At 73.7% G+C, this 15,654-nt stretch carries 13 protein-coding genes; 6 read left to right on the top strand and 7 right to left on the bottom strand.

Going from position 1 to position 15,654, the window contains the following annotated elements; translation table 11 throughout:
• Positions 1-84: 84 nt before the first annotated feature.
• Together ACIGG8_RS35085 and ACIGG8_RS35090 are read left to right on the top strand one after the other, a co-directional pair.
• Positions 85-306: an acyl carrier protein gene (locus tag ACIGG8_RS35085; RefSeq protein ID WP_396552715.1), complete on the top strand. Its 222-nt coding sequence runs from the start codon at positions 85-87 to the stop codon at positions 304-306.
• Between the two features lie 121 nt (positions 307-427).
• Entirely contained in the window at positions 428-1,741 is a 1,314-nt protein-coding gene (locus ACIGG8_RS35090; protein WP_396552674.1) for a cation:proton antiporter, read from the top strand.
• A 71-nt stretch (positions 1,742-1,812) separates the two neighbouring features.
• Here the strand turns inward: ACIGG8_RS35090 and ACIGG8_RS35095 are convergent, their stop codons facing one another.
• Genes ACIGG8_RS35095 through ACIGG8_RS35105 form a run of 3 tightly spaced genes read right to left on the bottom strand, consistent with a single transcriptional unit; the run spans position 1,813 to position 4,710 of the window.
• On the bottom strand, positions 1,813-2,217 hold the full coding sequence (locus ACIGG8_RS35095) for a PPOX class F420-dependent oxidoreductase (protein ID WP_396552675.1): 405 nt from the start codon (positions 2,215-2,217) through the stop codon (positions 1,813-1,815).
• A gap of 40 nt (positions 2,218-2,257) precedes the next feature.
• Positions 2,258-3,649, bottom strand: coding sequence for an NDP-hexose 2,3-dehydratase family protein (locus ACIGG8_RS35100; protein WP_396552676.1), 1,392 nt, complete (start codon positions 3,647-3,649; stop codon positions 2,258-2,260).
• Positions 3,646-4,710 (bottom strand): glucose-1-phosphate thymidylyltransferase, encoded by a 1,065-nt coding sequence (locus tag ACIGG8_RS35105; RefSeq protein ID WP_396552677.1) that lies wholly within the window; start codon positions 4,708-4,710, stop codon positions 3,646-3,648. The genes ACIGG8_RS35100 and ACIGG8_RS35105 overlap by 4 nt, the downstream gene beginning before the upstream one ends.
• A 390-nt stretch (positions 4,711-5,100) precedes the next feature.
• On the opposite strand from ACIGG8_RS35105, the gene ACIGG8_RS35110 reads away from it, so the two are divergent.
• The 3 genes from ACIGG8_RS35110 (at position 5,101) to ACIGG8_RS35120 (ending at position 8,803) form a co-directional block, all read left to right on the top strand.
• The gene (locus ACIGG8_RS35110; protein WP_396552678.1) at positions 5,101-6,099 is read left to right on the top strand and encodes a Gfo/Idh/MocA family protein; all 999 of its coding nucleotides are present in this window, start codon (positions 5,101-5,103) and stop codon (positions 6,097-6,099) included.
• 99 nt (positions 6,100-6,198) lie between these two features.
• Positions 6,199-7,548 (top strand): lipopolysaccharide biosynthesis protein RfbH, encoded by a 1,350-nt coding sequence (gene rfbH / locus ACIGG8_RS35115; protein ID WP_396552679.1) that lies wholly within the window; start codon positions 6,199-6,201, stop codon positions 7,546-7,548.
• 64 nt (positions 7,549-7,612) lie between these two features.
• The gene (locus ACIGG8_RS35120) at positions 7,613-8,803 is read left to right on the top strand and encodes a nucleotide disphospho-sugar-binding domain-containing protein (protein WP_350521941.1); all 1,191 of its coding nucleotides are present in this window, start codon (positions 7,613-7,615) and stop codon (positions 8,801-8,803) included.
• An 80-nt stretch (positions 8,804-8,883) separates the two neighbouring features.
• Here the strand turns inward: ACIGG8_RS35120 and ACIGG8_RS35125 are convergent, their stop codons facing one another.
• The 4 genes from ACIGG8_RS35125 to ACIGG8_RS35140 all read right to left on the bottom strand — a co-directional run bounded on the left by ACIGG8_RS35125 (position 8,884) and on the right by ACIGG8_RS35140 (position 14,217).
• A complete protein-coding gene (locus tag ACIGG8_RS35125; RefSeq protein WP_396552680.1) occupies positions 8,884-9,921 on the bottom strand; it encodes a ketoacyl-ACP synthase III family protein in 1,038 nt (345 codons plus the stop codon).
• A 327-nt stretch (positions 9,922-10,248) separates the two neighbouring features.
• A complete protein-coding gene (locus ACIGG8_RS35130) occupies positions 10,249-11,448 on the bottom strand; it encodes an agmatine/peptidylarginine deiminase (RefSeq protein ID WP_396552681.1) in 1,200 nt (399 codons plus the stop codon).
• Between the two features lie 337 nt (positions 11,449-11,785).
• Positions 11,786-13,495 carry a serine/threonine-protein kinase gene (locus tag ACIGG8_RS35135; RefSeq protein WP_396552682.1) on the bottom strand — a complete coding sequence of 570 codons (1,710 nt, stop codon included), beginning with the start codon at positions 13,493-13,495 and terminating at the stop codon, positions 11,786-11,788.
• A gap of 107 nt (positions 13,496-13,602) precedes the next feature.
• The gene (locus ACIGG8_RS35140) at positions 13,603-14,217 is read right to left on the bottom strand and encodes a TetR/AcrR family transcriptional regulator (protein ID WP_396552683.1); all 615 of its coding nucleotides are present in this window, start codon (positions 14,215-14,217) and stop codon (positions 13,603-13,605) included.
• A gap of 373 nt (positions 14,218-14,590) precedes the next feature.
• Here ACIGG8_RS35140 and ACIGG8_RS35145 point away from each other — a divergent pair, with 373 nt between their 5' ends.
• Complete coding sequence (locus ACIGG8_RS35145; protein ID WP_396552684.1) at positions 14,591-15,628, top strand: agmatine/peptidylarginine deiminase; 1,038 nt, start codon at positions 14,591-14,593, stop codon at positions 15,626-15,628.
• Positions 15,629-15,654 lie beyond the last annotated feature (26 nt).

The raw sequence follows: 15,654 nt of genomic DNA on the forward strand, positions 1-15,654 counted from the left end.
TCACCCGAAAGTCATGGATCTGGAACTGCGACGAGAGGATTCACCACCGTGAGCGCGTTCACCATCGAGGACCTCAAGCGGATCATGCGCGACTGTGCCGGGGAGGAGGAGTCCGTCGACCTGGACGGCGAGATCCTGGACCTCCGCTTCGAGGAGCTCGGCTACGACTCCCTGGCCCTGATCGAGACCACCAGCCGGATCTCGCGGGAGTTCGGCGTGCAGCTCCCCGAGGAGGAGCTCGGCGAGATCGGCACCGTGCGCGAGCTGCTGGAGCTGATCAACCAGCGGCTGTCCGTCCGCTCCTGACCCGTCCGCCCGGACCCACGCCGTACGGCGAAACCCGGGGGCCGGTGGCCCGGCACCTGCCGAGCCACCGGCCCCCGGCGCTCCGTCGCGCCCCAACCCCCTACCCAGCAAGGGAGTCACCGTGCACCTGGCCGCCGGACCGGTCGCGCCGCTCGCCGCCCACGACCTGATGGTCTTCCTCCTCCAAGTGGGCCTGCTGCTCGGGCTCGCCGTCGCGCTCGGACGCCTCTTCACCAGGCTCGGGCTCTCCGCCGTCGTCGGCGAACTGTTCGTCGGCGTGCTGCTCGGGCCGTCGCTGCTCGGCCACCTCGCTCCCGGCTTCGCCGAGTGGCTGCTGCCGCACGACCCCGCCAGGTTCCACCTCCTGGACGCCTTCGGGCAGGTCGGCGTCGTCCTGATGGTCGGCGTGACCGGCCTGCAGATGGACCTCGGACTCGTCCGCCGACGGGGAGTCACCGCCGTACGGGTGAGCGTCCCCGGGATCCTGGTGCCGCTCGGCCTGGGCATCGGGCTGGCGTACCTGCTGCCCGGCTCGCTGCTCGGCAGCGTCTCCGACCGGGGCACCTTCGCGCTGTTCGTGGGGGTCGCGATGGGCGTCAGCGCCATCCCGGTGATCGCCAAGACCCTGATCGAACTGGGCCTGCTGCACCGCAACATCGGCCAGCTGATCCTCTGCGCCGTCACCGTCGACGACATCGTCGGCTGGCTGCTGCTCTCCGTCGTCTCGGCGATGGCCACCGTCGGCGTCTCCGGCGGCCGGGTCCTGCACTCGATAGCCAACCTCGTGGTCGTGGTGGTGCTCGCCCTGGTGCTGCGCCGCGCCGTCACCGCGGCCGGGCGCCGGATCGCGGCCGGCCCGTCCGTTCCGGCCGTGCTGGTCGGCGCGCTGGTGCTCGCCGCCGCCGGCACCCAGGCGCTCGGCCTGGAGGCCGTCTTCGGCGCCTTCCTGTGCGGACTCGCCCTGAGCGGCACCCCGCTGGCCGACCCGGAGAGGCTCGCCCCCGTGCGCACCGTCGTGGTCTCGGTGCTCGCCCCGGTGTTCTTCGCGACCGCCGGACTGCGGATGGACCTGACCGCCCTCGGCCGGCCCGCGGTCCTGGCCGCCGGTCTCGCGGTGCTCGCGGTCGCGATCGCCGGCAAGTTCGGCGGCGCCTACCTGGGCTCGCGGCTCAGCCGGATGAGCCACTGGGAGGGCCTGGCGCTCGGCGCGGGGATGAACGCCCGGGGCGTGATCGAGGTGGTGGTCGCCATGGTCGGTCTCAAACTCGGTGTGCTCAGCCAGGAGATGTACACCGTGGTGATCCTGGTCGCCATCGTCACCTCGCTGATGGCGCCGCCGCTGCTGCGCCGGTTCATGGCGCGGATCGAGGAGACGGCGGAGGAGCGGCTGCGCGAGCAGGCGCTGACCCCGGGGGCGGTCGCCGTCCACCTCTGAGCGCGGACACCCACGAGCCGGGCCCGGCCACCCTCCGTGACGGACGGGGCCGGGCCCGGTGGTTCCGCGGCTCAGCCGACGTCGCGGCCGTTGGTGCCCTCCTGCCAGGAGGCGTCCACGCCCCAGGCGACGATCCGCTCCGGGGTGATCCGGATCAACTCCTCGGCGAGGTTCGGGTTGTGCGTCCGCCCGCCGGTGGCGAGCGCGGTGGCCCGGCCGCGGATCTCGACGCCGCGCGCCACCCACGGGTCCGTGCCGGCGATGTCGTCGACGACGAAGGACACCGCGGGCTGCTCGGCCACGTCCCGGTACTTGCGGCTGCGGCCGAGGTCGCGGCCGGTGATGTCGATGGTGCCGTCGTCGTTCAGCCGGAATCCGACCGGGACGTTGTGCGGGCGGCCGTCGGCGCCGACCGTGGCCAGCCGGCCGATGCGCCGGGACCGCAGGTAGGCGGTCTCCTTCTCGGTGAACGGCATGGGTCTCCTCCTCGTGGGCGGGTGGGGGTGCGGGCGGGGCTCAGAGCGTCGCGAGCAGGGCCGCGATGAGGGTCCGGGCCTGGACGTTGAGGTACCCGTCGTAGCGCAGCAGCGTCATCGCCTGGTGGACGCTGATCCAGGCGAAGTCCGGGGGGACGTCCAGCGGGAAGTCCTCGGGCACCTCGACGATCCGGTAGCGGGAGCGGGCCTCGAAGAAGCGTCCGCCCTCCTCGGACAGCACGGTGTCGTAGCGCACCAGGCTCCCGGTGGTGGTCAACGCCTCGGTGAGGAACCGCGGTTGTCGCTCGGGAGGCAGGCCCGCGTAGTTGTCCGGGCAGCACTGCACGGTCGGCGCGATCTCCGCGACGTTGGCCAGACCCGCCTCCACCCGGGCGTGCGCGAGCAGGTGCAGCACGCCCTCGACCGGCCGTACCAGGAAGGCGGTGACGCCCAGCCCGATCGGCTCGAACAGCGGCTGGGTCCAGCTGGACACCTCGCGGTTGGCGGCGCTCACCGAGGCGGCGATCACCCGGAAGTAGCGCCCCTGCTCGTGCCCGATCTGGTCGGCGGTCCGCCGCCAGCTCTCGATCCGGTCCAACGGCCGGTATCTCTGGGCCAGTTCGCTGGTCGCCCGGATCCGGGTGAGCCAGCTCAGCACGTCGGTCAGCGACTGGTACGCGCCCTGGTCCTCCACCCGGGGGCCGAGCGGGATGGACGAGAGCACGGTGCGGGCGTCCATGTTGACCACGTCGTCGAAGCCCATCAGCCGGTGGATCTGGCCGAGCGTCAGCCACCGGAACTCCGGCGCCTCGGGCGGCTCCTCGTCGATCTCCACCACGATGTTGCGGTTGCGCTTGCGCAGGAACCACGCCCCCTGCTCGGACTGCAGCGAGTCGAGCAGCACCTTCCCGCCGGTGGGCGGCACGAAGTGCTCCAGGAAGGTGATCGGCCGGCCCCGGTGCACCCCGGTGTAGTTGCTGCGGGTGGCCTGCACGGTGGGGGACAGCTGCACCGAGTTGATGTTCCCCGGCTCCATCTTGGCCTGCATCAGGAAGTGCAGGACGCCGTCGAACTCCTTGGCGACGAAGCCGAGGATGCCGATCTCCGGCTGGTTGATGATGGGCTGCATCCAGTGGGCCGTGTCCGTCCGGATGTCGAGCCCCTGGATGGTGAAGAACCGCCCGCTCTCGTGCCCGAGGTCGCCGTTGGCGGCGTCGAAGCCCCAGCCGGCCAGATCGGCGAACGGGATGCGGGTGACCTCGTGGCGGAAGATCCGCCGGTTCTCCTCCAGCCAGGCGAGGATCGCGCGGTTGGGCGTCACCGGGCTGTCGGTGGCGGCCGCCGAGCGGGTGAAGCGGCGGATCAGCTCGGTGCGGTCGGCGACGTCGGAGCCGTGCCGCAGGGCGGTGGCGGTCAGCGGGGCGGGAGTCATCGCGCCACCCGCACCCGGGTCAGGTCGCCGACGATCAACTGCTGCCGGGCCGCGGCCGGTTCGGCGTGCAGTTCGGCCCGGCGGCCGATCAGCGAGCCGTCCAGTCCGCGCACTCCGGTGATCGTGGTGCCCTCCAGCACGATCGAGTTCTCGATGCCGGTGGCGTCCAGCATGCAGCCCGGCCCGACCGAGGTGTACGGGCCGAGCCGGCTGTCCCGGACCACGGTGCCCGCGGCGACGGTGACCGGGCCGGTCAGCTGCGAGCGGACCACCTCGGCGCCCTCCGCCAGGACCACGTCACCGGTGAGCACCGAATGCCGGTCGACGCTGCCGCGGACGTCCCGCCGCAGGGTGTCCAGGACCGCGCGGTTGCAGTCCAGCAGCCCCTCGACGGTCCCGCTGTCGCGCCAGAACCCGGCGTACTCCAGGGCCCGGACGTCACCCCCCTCGGCGATCAACTCGCCGATGGCGTCGGTGATCTCCAGCTCGCCGCGGAGGCTGGGGCGAAGGCCGCGCACGGCCCGGTGGACCGCCGGGGTGAAGAAGTAGACCCCGATCAGCGCCAGGTCGCTCGGCGGCCGCTCGGGCTTCTCCACCACGGCGTCCACCCGGCCGTCCGCGCCGAGCGAGGCGACGCCGTACGCGGACGGGTTGGCCACCTTGGTCACCAGGACCTGGGCGTCCGGCCGGGTCTCCCGGAACACCGCGGCGGCCCCGGCCACCCCCTCGGTCAGCAGGTTGTCGCCGAGGTACATCAGGAAGTCCTCGTCGCCGAGGAAGTCCGCCGCGATCGCGACGCAGTGCGCCAGGCCCAGCGGCCGCTCCTGGTGCAGGTAGGTGAGCCGCAGGCCCAGCGCGGAGCCGTCGCCGAACACGGCCGCGATCTGCTCGGCGTGCGGACCGACGATGACGCCGACCTCCTCGATCCCGCAGTCGCGGATGTTCTCCAGGCAGTGTCCGAGCACGGGCTTGTTCCCCACCGGGACGAGCTGCTTCGGTATCGAGTACGTGAGCGGGCGCAGGCGGGTGCCTGTCCCTCCGGACAACAACAGAGCCCTCAAGGTGCCTTCTCCTCACCGCCGCGGCACCGGAGGCCGGGCAGGCTCCGGAGCGGTTCGCCCCGGCCGGATACGGAAAGCGTGGGTCCGTCGCGGCGTGCTTCCGGCGCGGGACCGGCCCGCGCCGGGAGCACACACCGGCCCCAGGCGGGACGATGCTTGGGGCTCGCGTTCGAGGGGCGTTCAAGCCAGCCCGCGCCGCGGCTCCGGCCCAGCCCTTGCCGCCGCTCTCGCCCAGCCCCCGCCGCGGCTCCGGCCCAGCCCTCGTCGGGCCCTCGCGCCGCCCTCGCCCAGCCCTCGCGCCGCCGGTGCGCGGCCCGGCTGGACGGGGCCTCCAGCGAGCGGCGACAGGCTGGCCGCACGACACCGACCGGCCGTACAGCGGAGGCGACGATGGACCAGACCCGAACCGAGCCGCCCGTCCTCAGGACGGGCGTGCTCGGCTGCTCCGACATCGCGTGGCGCCGGGCCCTGCCCGCGCTGGTCGCGGACCCCGCGGTGGAGCTGGTCGCGGTGGCCAGCCGGGACGAGGCCAAGGCCCGCCGCTTCGCCGGGCACTTCGGCTGCGAGGCGGTCACCGGCTACCGCGCCCTGGTGGAGCGCGCCGACGTCGACGCCCTCTACGTCCCGGTGCCGGCCGCGCTGCACGAGCCGTGGGTGGAGACGGCGCTGCGGGCGGGCAAGCACGTGCTCTGCGAGAAGCCGCTGACCGTCGATGCGGTGGCCACCCGGCGGCTGGTCGAGCTCGCCGCCGCCCGCGGGCTGGTGCTGCTGGAGAACTTCATGTTCCAGTTCCACGCCCAGCACCGGGCCGTCCGGGACCTGCTCGACCAGGGCGCGATCGGTGAACTGCGGTCACTGAGCGCGGTGTTCACCATCCCGGCGCTGCACCCCGACGACATCCGCTACCGGCCCGAACTCGGCGGCGGCTGCCTGCTCGACGTCGGCGGCTACCCGATCCGCACCGCCCAGCTCTTCCTGGGCCCCGAGCTGCGGGTGGCCGGCGCGGTGGCCGTCCGCGACCCCGGCTCCGGCGTGGACGTCGCGGGCGCCGCGCTGCTGGTCTCCCCGGAGGGCGTCAGCGCCCAGCTCACGTACGGGATGGCGCACGGCTACCGCTCGGCCTACGAGCTGGCCGGCAGCGAGGGGCGGATCGTCCTGGACCGGGCGTACACCCCGCCGGCGGACCACCGGCCGGTGCTCCGGGTGGAGACCAAGGGCGGCACCGAGGAGATGGTGCTGCCCGCGGACGACCAGTGGGCCAACCTGGTGCGGGCGTTCGCCGCGGCCGTGCGCGGGGAACGGCACCTGGACCGCTACACGGAGGCGACGCTGCGGCACGCCGTCCTGACCGGGGAGATCCAGCGGGCCGCGGCCGCCGGCCCCCGGTGACTCCAACGGGCTTCGACCGAACGTCCGCACCATCGACCGCGAACGGGCCCCGCGAGGCGGGCGAGCCCGCGGCCGCGCCTACTGCCGGGAGGAACGAAGGTGAACGACCGCCGCGATCTACTGATCGAACAGGTCCGGGAGTACCATCGCGAGATCAGCGTGGAGCAGGAGTTCGTACCGGGTGTCACGCCGCTGCTGCCGGCCGGTGCCGTGCTGGCGGAGGAGGACCGCGTCGCGCTGGTCGAGGCCGCCCTCGACCTGCGGATGACGTCCGGCGAGATCTCGGTGCGCTTCGAGCGGAAGCTGGCCCGCCACCTCGGCCTGCGCAAGGCCCACATGGTCAACTCCGGCTCCTCGGCGAACCTGCTCGCCCTGTCGGCGCTCACCGCGCACGAACTCGGCGACCGACGGCTCTGCCCCGGCGACGAGGTGATCACGGTGGCGGCGGGCTTCCCGACCACGGTGAACCCGATCATCCAGAACGGCCTGGTGCCGGTCTTCGTCGACATCGAACTGGGCACCTACAACACCACCCCGGAGCGGGTCGCCGCGGCGATCGGGCCGCGCACCCGGGCCATCATGATCGCCCACCCGCTGGGAAACCCCTACCAGGCCGAGGAGTTGGCCGACCTCGCGCGCGAGCACGGGCTGCACTTCGTCGAGGACAACTGCGACGCGCTCGGCTCCACCTACCGCGGCCGGCTGACCGGCACCTTCGGCGACCTCAGCACGGTCAGCTTCTACCCGGCGCACCACATCACCACCGGCGAGGGCGGCTGCGTGCTGACCCGCAGCGTCAGCCTGGCCCGGCTGGTGGAGTCCTACCGGGACTGGGGCCGGGACTGCTGGTGCGCCCCGGGCAAGGACAACACCTGCCTGAAGCGCTTCGACCACCAGCTGGGGACGCTGCCGCACGGCTACGACCACAAGTACATCTTCTCCCACATCGGGTACAACCTGAAGTCGACGGACCTCCAAGCGGCGCTGGGTGAAGCCCAGTTGGCCAAGCTGGACGAGTTCGGCCGGCTGCGGCGGCGCAACTGGGCCCGGCTGCGCGAGGCGCTGGACGGGCTGCCCGGCCTGCTGCTGCCCAGCCCCACCCCGGGCAGCGACCCGAGCTGGTTCGGCTTCGTGCTCACGGTGCTGCCGGACGCCCCGTACACCCGGGCCGAACTGGTGGCCTTCCTTGAGGCGCGGGCGATCGGCACCCGGCGGTTCTTCGCCGGCAACCTCACCCGCCAGCCGGCCTACACCCACGCCCACTACCGGGTCGCGGGCTCGCTGGAGAACAGCGACACCGTCACCGAGCACACCTTCTGGATCGGCGTCCACCCGCGGCTCACCCCGGAGATGGTGGACTACCTCGCCGACTCCGTCCGGGAGTTCGTGACCTCCCGGCGCAGCCCGGTGCTGGCCGTCCCGGACGGCCTCGGGCAGGCGGGCGCCTGACGGCCGGGGCCCGGGTGCCGGGCCCGGGGGGGAGACCAATGACCGTACCGATCGAGGAGCTGCTGTGCGTGTGATCGTGAATGCCCTGGTGCTCACCCATCTGATGCCGATGGTGCCGGTCGCCTGGGGGCTGCGACTGGCCGGCCACGACGTGCTGGTGGTCGGTGACGCGGAGGTGGCCAGAGCGGCGGGCCGGGCCGGCCTGCCGAGCCGCCGGGTCGGCCCGGCGGACGGCGGCGCCGAGCGCTGGAGCCGGCCGCTGGTGGCCAAGTCCCCGTTCGCCGTGGCCGGTTCGGGCAGCAACCGGCCGAGCGAGGAGCCCCCGTGGGCGCAGATGGGGCAGCGCTGGCTGGCCCGGCTGGACACCTACATCGACGAGTACCTGGAGCTGGCCCGGGTCTGGCAGCCGGACCTGATCATCACCGACCCGCTGGAGTGGGGCGGGCTGGTGCTCGGCGGCGTGCTCGGCGTGCCGGTGGTGCTGCACCGCTGGGGCCTGGACAACATGAGTTCCTCGCTGCTGAAGCCCGGCAAGCTGGCGCTGCACGAGCTGTGCGCACGGTTGGGCGCGCCGGACGGCCTGCCCGACCCGGTGCTGGTCCTGGACCCGTGCCCGCCCAGCGTGCAGTCCCCGAACGTGACCCCGGGCGAGCCGGTGCGCTTCGTGCCGTACAACGGGACGGCGTCGCTGCCGGACTGGGTGCTCGGCCCGCGTCCGGCGCGCCGGGTGTTCGTCAGCCTGGGCGCCTGGGGGACGGGGCGGCTGGCCGAACAGGGCAAGCTGGACTCGATCGTGGACAGCATCGCGGCCGCGGTCCACGAGGTCGACGAGGTCGAGGCGGTGCTCTTCCTGGAGGAGCGCTTCCGCGAGACGCTCGGGCCGCTGCCCGGGACGGTCCGGGTCGCCGACCCGCTGCCGGTCAACCTCTGCCTCCCGTACGGCGACGCGATCATCCACCACGGCGGCTCCGGCACGGCGCTCACCGCGTTCTGCTACGGCGTGCCGCAGCTGGTGCTCGCCCAGGACGGGCCGCTGCTCGTGCCGAACGCCGAGCGGGTCGAGGCCAGCGGCGGCGGGCGGGGCATCGTCGACGAGCGCGAGCGGGACGACCCGGCGGCGATCGGCAAGGCCCTCGGCGAGATCCTCACCGAGGAGCGCTTCCGGGAGGGGGCCGACCGGATCCGCCGGGAGATGGCGGCCATGCCCTCGCCCGGCCTGCTGGGCGACCTCCTGGAGGGGATCGCACTGGGCTGACGGCGCCGACGACGCGCAGCGCCGCCCGTCCCGGATCCCGGGCGGGCGGCGCTGCGCGTCGTGACGGTGCGGCCGGCCGCTCAGGCCGACCAGGGCGGGGCCGAGAGGTACTCCAGCACCGCGGTGCCGAACTGGAGCCCGGGGCCGACCCCGGCCATCAGGTAGGTCTCGCCCGGCTTGATCAGCTGCTGCTCGATCAGCCGGTCGAAGCAGATGACCTGGTCGCCGGTGCCGACGTGGCCGAGGTCGCGGCCGAGCCGGTAGGTGGAGCGCTCCTCGGTGAAGCCGAACAGCGGCAGCAGCCGCTCGGCGACCACGGCGCGGCTGGCGTTGATGTGCCCGATCCAGGAGATCTCCGACATCGAGCCCAGCCCGGCGTCGGCCACCGTCCGGTCGTTCAGCTCCTGCTGCCCGTTGACCAGCAGGTCCTTCAACTCCTTGGCGAGCGGGGAGTGTTCGACGAAGTGGACGCTGCGGGCCCGCAGGTCCATGGTCTGGGCCGAGAGGTCCGTCGGCGGCCAGATCGGCACCCCGGAGCGGTGCAGTTCCTCCAGCTGCGGAACGGCCTGCACGCCCACCGACCGCAGCCGGGCGAACCCGGGCCGCTTGGACAGCAGCACGGCGACCGCGGCGTCCCCCAGGACCATCCCGTTCAGGTGCGACCAGCGGTCGACCAGCGGCCCGGAGAAGTTGTCCGAGCCCACCACCAGGACGGAGGCGTTCTCCGGCGCGGCCCGCAGCTGTCCGACGGCGAGCTGCACGGCGCTGAACAGGCCGGTGCAGTGGCCGCGCAGCTCGACCGCCGGCGCCGAGCCGCCGATGGTGTTCCGCTGGATGTACGAGGCCGGGCTCCAGCCGTTGGGGCCCTGGTGGAACCCGGTCGCGTAGAGGACGAAGGAGACGTCCGCCGGGTCCGCCCCGGAGCGGTCGAACGCGTGCCGCACGGCGTGCACCGCCATGTCCACCGGGGCCATGTCCCCGGCTATCGGCACCTCGTCGATCTCGTTCGCGGCGAAGTCCTCGGCCGAGTAGACGCCCTCGTCGACCGCCGTGGCCGCGTTCTTCCTCTCCGGCAGGTAGATCCCGATTCCCTCGATGAAGACATCGCCAACCCGCATCTGGCCCCCTCCTCAGTGATCACTCGTCGGCATGCGCCGCCAGCCTCCCGGCGGCGGCTGGAGGGTCCGTCCAGCACCGCTGGAGGGCCGCCCCGGCCGTGTCGATCGCCAAGGATGCCGTCGAACCCGTCGGGGCTCAAGTGTTCGTGGAGAAAGCCGAGTTGGGCCGAGTGTCAGGTGTGCACCGGGCCGCCCGCGGCCGCCGGGACGGTGCGTGTGCGGCCTCGCAGACGGTGTCCGAGATGAGCGCGGTGGCCTCGGGGACGTTGAGCCGTTCGGTGGGAGTCAGCTGCACGGGGGTTCCCTTCTGCCTCGGTGCGGGGCCGGTCAGCCGGCGGGCTGGTCGTGGGTGGAGCAGTGGATGCCACCGCCGCCGGAGGCGATGGTGTCGATCTGCAGCGGGACGATCTCGCGGTCCGGGAAGTGGTCCCGGAAGATCGCCTGGGCCTGCCCGTCGGCCTTGGCGTCGCCGAACAGCGGCAGGTAGACGCCCTTGTTGCCGATGTAGAAGTTCATGTACGAGGAGACGAAGGCGTCGCCGCGCCCGGTGATCCGGTCCGGGTCGGGCTGGCCGATCTCGATCACCTTGAGCTTCCTGCCGGTCGCGTCGGTGGCCTCGGCGAGGACGGCGCGGGCCTGGTCGGCGGAGCGGGACCAGACGTCCGGCGGGGTGCCGGGGAAGGCGCGGTCCAGGAAGACGACGCCGGGGGCGGCGAAGCGGGCGAGGCAGTCGACGTGGGCGTCGGTGATGTCCTTGCCCTTGACGCCGGCGAGCCAGATCACCTTCGTGACGCCCAGGGCCTTCTTGAGCTCCGCCTCGACCGAGTCGCGGCTGCGGCCGAGGTTGCGGTTGTCGTTGACGACCGAGCTCTCGGTGATCATCAGGGTGCCCTGGCCGTCGGTCTCGAAGGAGCCGCCCTCGGCGGTGATCGGCGTCTCCAGCCGCTCGATCCCGTACTTCTCCAGGACCGCGCGGGCGATCCTGGCGTCGTTGGCGTGCTCCTGCTTGCCGCCCCAGCCGCTGAAGTTGAAGTCGACGCCCTTGACCTTGCCGCCCTCCTCGACGAACACCGGCACGGTGTCGCGGGCCCAGAGGTCGTCCACCGGGACGGAGAGCAGCTCGACGTCCGAGCCGCAGGCGTTGCGGGCCGAGGTCTCCTGGCCGGGGCGGACCAGCAGGACCACCGGTTCGCGTTCGCCGATGGCCCGGGCCACCGTGGCGATGTCCTTGCGGACGGCCCCGAGCTGCTGGCCCCAGACGTTCTCGGACGCGGGCCAGGCCATGAAGGTCCGCTCGTGCTTCTCCCACTCGCCGCCGAGCCGGCGCCCCTGGGCGGGGGCGGGCGCCGGCGCCGGGGGCTGTGCGGGCGCCCCGGTGGCCGACTGGCCGGGGGCTGCGGAGCTGGGGCCCGCGGGCTCGGCGGCATCGTCGTCGGAGGCGGCGCAGGCGCTCGCGCCGAGGGCGATCACACCGGCTCCGGCGAGGGAGCGCAGCACCGTGCGGCGGGCGAGGGGGGACTGGGACACGCTGAACTCCGGTGGGGCTGGGGGTGGATCCGGTCCGGCGGGGCGGGCGGGGCTCCGGGGGAGCGGCCGCGGGGGCCGGTGGCGGCGGACGAAGGGGCCGTCCCGGTGGACGAGGTCGTCCGGCATCGCCGGAACTGAACTCTCGCATTGACTGAAAAATCAGTCAAGCTTTACGGTGAAGGTGCCCAAACCACCCCGAGACGACCCGGCCGCCGAGCCGCCCGGCCCGGCGGCCGAGCCGGTGAAGCGGCCGGTCTGACCGGGAGGGTCGCGGGAGCGCCCGCGGCCGGAGCCGAGAGCCGTCGTTCCCCCACCGCCCGGCCGGGGGCGGCGGCTCTCAGCCGTTGCGGCGGTAGTGGTCCAGCGACACCTTGACCGGCCCGTCCGTGCCCGCGGTCGACAGCACCCGGACGACGGCGATGTCCTGGCCGTCCGCGGACCGGACGCAGAAGGCCCCGCGCGGCCCGACGGCGGCGAACGGGATCCGGTCGGCCGGACGGCTGCCGAGCCCCTTGAGGCACTCGGCCACGCCGAGGCCGGCGTCCCGGCCGATGAAGGCGTCCGAGGTCTCCGGGACGAGGAACTCGGCGTCGCCGCGGCTCAGGTACCAGGAGGCGCTGTCGGTCGGGACGACGGTGCCGGTGGCGAGGTCGAACTCGTAGCCGGCGTCCGCCGAGGTCAGCTCGACCGAGCGGTAGACCGGCGCGTACTCGGGGGCCGGCGCCGGGCTGCCCGGCACGGCGGAGGCGGACGCCGGGGCCTCGTCGGCCACGGCCTCCCCGGAGTCCGGGTCGTCGAGCAGGAAGACCGCCGTCGCGGCGCCGACGGCCAGGGCGACGGCGGCGGTCAGCGCGGTGCGGCCCAGGGTGCGTCTGCGGCCGGTCCCGCTCCGGCGGCCCCGGCCGCGGCGCTCCGCCGAGCGGTCCTCGCCCGGAGCCGTCCGGGAGGCCGTCGACGCGCCGGAGGCCGACGGCACGGCGGAGGCTGCCGCCGACGCGGAGACCGACGCGGAGACCGGCGCGGAGACCGGCGCGAGCACCGTCGGCGTCCGTGCGGCCGCCGGGGCGAGGACCGTCTGCGCCGAGTCCCGGCCCGGGCGCGCGGCGGCCTCGGCGGGCACCTGCGGCAGCTCGGCGTGCCGGGTGATCTGGCTGGTCAGCGGGTGCGGCAGCCAGTCCTCGCCGAACCGGAGGTGGCCGCCCACCGCCGGGTGGCTGCGGGCGGCGGCGATCACCTCGGCGGTGGTCGGACGGTCCTCCGGCTGCTTGGCGAGGCAGTGCAGCAGCAGCGCGCGCAGGCTCTCCGGCACCCGGCCGAGGTCCGGCTCCTCGTGGACGGTGCGGTAGAGCGCCACCGGGTCCGGGCCGTCCCCGAAGGGCGGGGTGCCGCCGGCGACGTGGACGGCGAGGGCGCCGAGGGCGTACACGTCGGTGGCCGGGGTCGCGGCCCGGCCCATGGCCTGTTCGGGGGCCATGTAGGCGGGGGAGCCGATGCGCAGTCCGGTGCCGGTCAGCGCGCTGGCGTCGGCCGCGCGGGCGATGCCGAAGTCGATCACCCGGGGGCCGTCGGAGGCGATCAGCACGTTGCCGGGCTTGAGGTCGCGGTGGACCACCCCGGTCGCGTGGATCGCCTGCAGGGCCTCGGCGATGCCGGCCACGAGCAGCAGGACGGTCCGCTCCGGGAGCGGACCGAACCGCTGGACGACCTGCTGGAGCGAGGGCCCCGGCACGTAGGTGGTGGCCAGCCACGGGGTGGCGGCGTCCACCCCGGCGTCGACCACCTGCGCGGTGAACAGGCCGTGGATGCGCCGGGCGCTGGCCACCTCCTGGGCGAAGCGGGCCCGGAACTCCGGGTCCTCGGCCAGTTCGGGCCGCACCACCTTGAGGGCCACCGGCCGGCCGCCGGGGGTGTAGGAGAGGTAGACGCGCCCCATGCCGCCGGCGCCGAGCCGGGCGTACAGCAGGTGGCCGCCGACCTCGCGCGGGTCGTCCGCGGTCAGCTCCTGGAAGACCGGCTGGAGGGCGAAGGGGGATCGGTCGGCGGACATGCGGTGGCCTCTCTCGGCGGACAAGGAGGGTGCGGGAGCCGAGCGGCGTCCCGGGGCGGCCACGGCGCTGGTCGGCGCAGACGGCATCGCGAAGTTTAGAGGTAGGGTCAGGGTAGCCGTGACCGGCCCGGTCGGGCGCCGACGGCCGGCCGGCCGGGGTGCAGTTCGGTGTCGAGGGCGCTGCGCAGCAGCCGGCGCGCGTGGTCCAGGGGCAGCGAGCCGCTCAGCCACCGTACGCTGAGCCCCTCGACGAGGGTGGTGAGCCGCTCGGCGGAGGCCGCGTGCGCGGGGGCGGTGCCGGTCGGGTCGGCCCGGGCGAGCAGCTCGGCGATGTCGTGCACCCAGGTGTGGGTGGTCCTCGCCAGGTCCTCGCGCAGGCTCGGTTCGAAGACCGCGCTGGCCCGCAGCTCGCCCCAGGCGGTGCTGTTCTCCCGCACCTCGGTGCTGTCCTGGAGCTCCCTGAGCAGGACCCGCTCCAGGTCGGCCCGCGGGTCCTCGGTCCGCGGTTCGGGCTCGTCGTCGGCGGTGTAGTGGTCGGCGCGGTCGCTGATGAACTCCAGGGTCCGGCGCAGGATGCCCGCGCGGTCGGTGAAGTGGTAGTAGATCAGCGAGGTGGAGACCCCGGCCTCGGCCGCCAGTTCGCCCACGCGCAGTCCGCGTACGCCACGGCGGGCGATCACCCTGGTCGCGGCTTTGAGTATTTCCGTCCGACGGTCCGACATGGTCGTCCACTCTACCGGGCTTCCTGACTGGTCAGACAGGTTCCTGATGATCCTTTCAGTGAGTTGCGTCAGCTTTGAGCCGAAAGCTTGACTGAATTTTCAGTACGGTAGAGGATGCGGGGCAACCCCACCTCTCCCACTCGAACAGGGAGCGACAGCTGAACATCGACACCATCGCTCCCGGCGGTGGCGGCATCCACTGCGCCACCCAGTCCCAGCCGGCCGTCCCGCCGGCGCTCTGAGACTCCCCGGCGGCCCGTCCGGATCCCCCCACGGAGACGGGCCACCGGGGCCTCCCGCTCCACCACCCTCCCCCCGACCGCCGGGCGTCCAGCCCGCCGGGCCGGCCGGGTCCGAACAGAAGAGGTATCCCGTGACGTACCGCATGCCCGCGGAGTGGACCGAGCACGACGGCTGCCTGATGGCCTGGCCCGTCCGCCCCGACCTGTGGGGCGACACCCTCGACGAGGTGAAGCGTGAGTACGCGGCGGTCGCCCGCGCCATCGCGGAGTTCGAGCCGGTCACCATGGTGGCGCCGCCCGGCCACGGCGAGGAGGCGCGCGCCCTGTGCGGTGAGGGCGGCGGCGGGGCCGGCGGCGAGGGCGGTGAGGGCGTCACCGTCGTCGAGCTGCCGACGGACGACTCCTGGTTCCGCGACTCCGCGCCGATCTTCGTCCTCGACGGCAACGGCGCCCGGGCCGGCGTCGACTTCCGCTTCAACGCCTGGGGCCGCAAGCACAGCCCCTGGGACGCCGACGACCGGATCAGCGGCCTGCTGCTGGAGCACCTCGGCACCCCCGCGATCCGCTCCGAGATGATCCTCGAAGGCGGCGCGATCACCGTCGACGGCGAGGGCACGCTGATCACCACCGAGCAGTGCCTGCTGCACCCCAACCGCAACCCGGACCTGACCCGGGAGGAGATCGAGGCCGAGCTGAAGGCCCGCCTCGGCGTCACCAAGGTGATCTGGCTGCCGTACGGCGGCGCCCTGGACACCGAGACCGACGGGCACGTGGACGGCGTCTGCGCCTTCGTCGCCCCCGGCAAGGTCGTGCTGGCGCTCCCCGCCGACCCGGAGCACCCGGACCACGTGCGGATGCGGGCCAACCGCACCGTGCTGGAGCACTCCACGGACGCCCAGGGCCGGCCCTTCGAGATCGTCGACCTGCCGCAGGCCGCCTTCGTCGAGGTCGACGGCCGCGAGGTCGAGGTGGGGTACCTGAACTTCTACCTGGCCAACGGCGGTGTCGTCGTGCCGGTCGCCGACCACCCCGAGGACGAGGGCGCGCTGGCCGTGCTCGCCGCCGCCTGCCCGGACCGGAAGGTCGTCGGTGTGCGGGCCAGGGTGATCGCCTACGGCGGCGGCGGCGTCCACTGCATCACCCAGCAGATCCCGGCCGCCCGCGCCTGACCCCTCGCCAGCGAACGGAGAGAACC

This window comes from Kitasatospora sp. NPDC085464, from assembly GCF_044541955.1.
In the GTDB taxonomy this organism is placed as follows: domain Bacteria; phylum Actinomycetota; class Actinomycetes; order Streptomycetales; family Streptomycetaceae; genus Kitasatospora.

What these genes read in the sequence shown, in the direction of transcription:
- ACIGG8_RS35125 (WP_396552680.1), bottom strand. Translation starts at nt 9,921, where the DNA reads ATGCGGGTTGGCGATGTCTTCATCGAGGGAATCGGGATCTACCTGCCG.
- ACIGG8_RS35100 (WP_396552676.1), bottom strand. Translation starts at nt 3,649, where the DNA reads ATGACTCCCGCCCCGCTGACCGCCACCGCCCTGCGGCACGGCTCCGAC.
- ACIGG8_RS35095 (WP_396552675.1), bottom strand. Translation starts at nt 2,217, where the DNA reads ATGCCGTTCACCGAGAAGGAGACCGCCTACCTGCGGTCCCGGCGCATC.
- ACIGG8_RS35110 (WP_396552678.1), top strand. Translation starts at nt 5,101, where the DNA reads ATGGACCAGACCCGAACCGAGCCGCCCGTCCTCAGGACGGGCGTGCTC.
- ACIGG8_RS35135 (WP_396552682.1), bottom strand. Translation starts at nt 13,495, where the DNA reads ATGTCCGCCGACCGATCCCCCTTCGCCCTCCAGCCGGTCTTCCAGGAG.
- ACIGG8_RS35085 (WP_396552715.1), top strand. Translation starts at nt 85, where the DNA reads ATGCGCGACTGTGCCGGGGAGGAGGAGTCCGTCGACCTGGACGGCGAG.
- ACIGG8_RS35140 (WP_396552683.1), bottom strand. Translation starts at nt 14,217, where the DNA reads ATGTCGGACCGTCGGACGGAAATACTCAAAGCCGCGACCAGGGTGATC.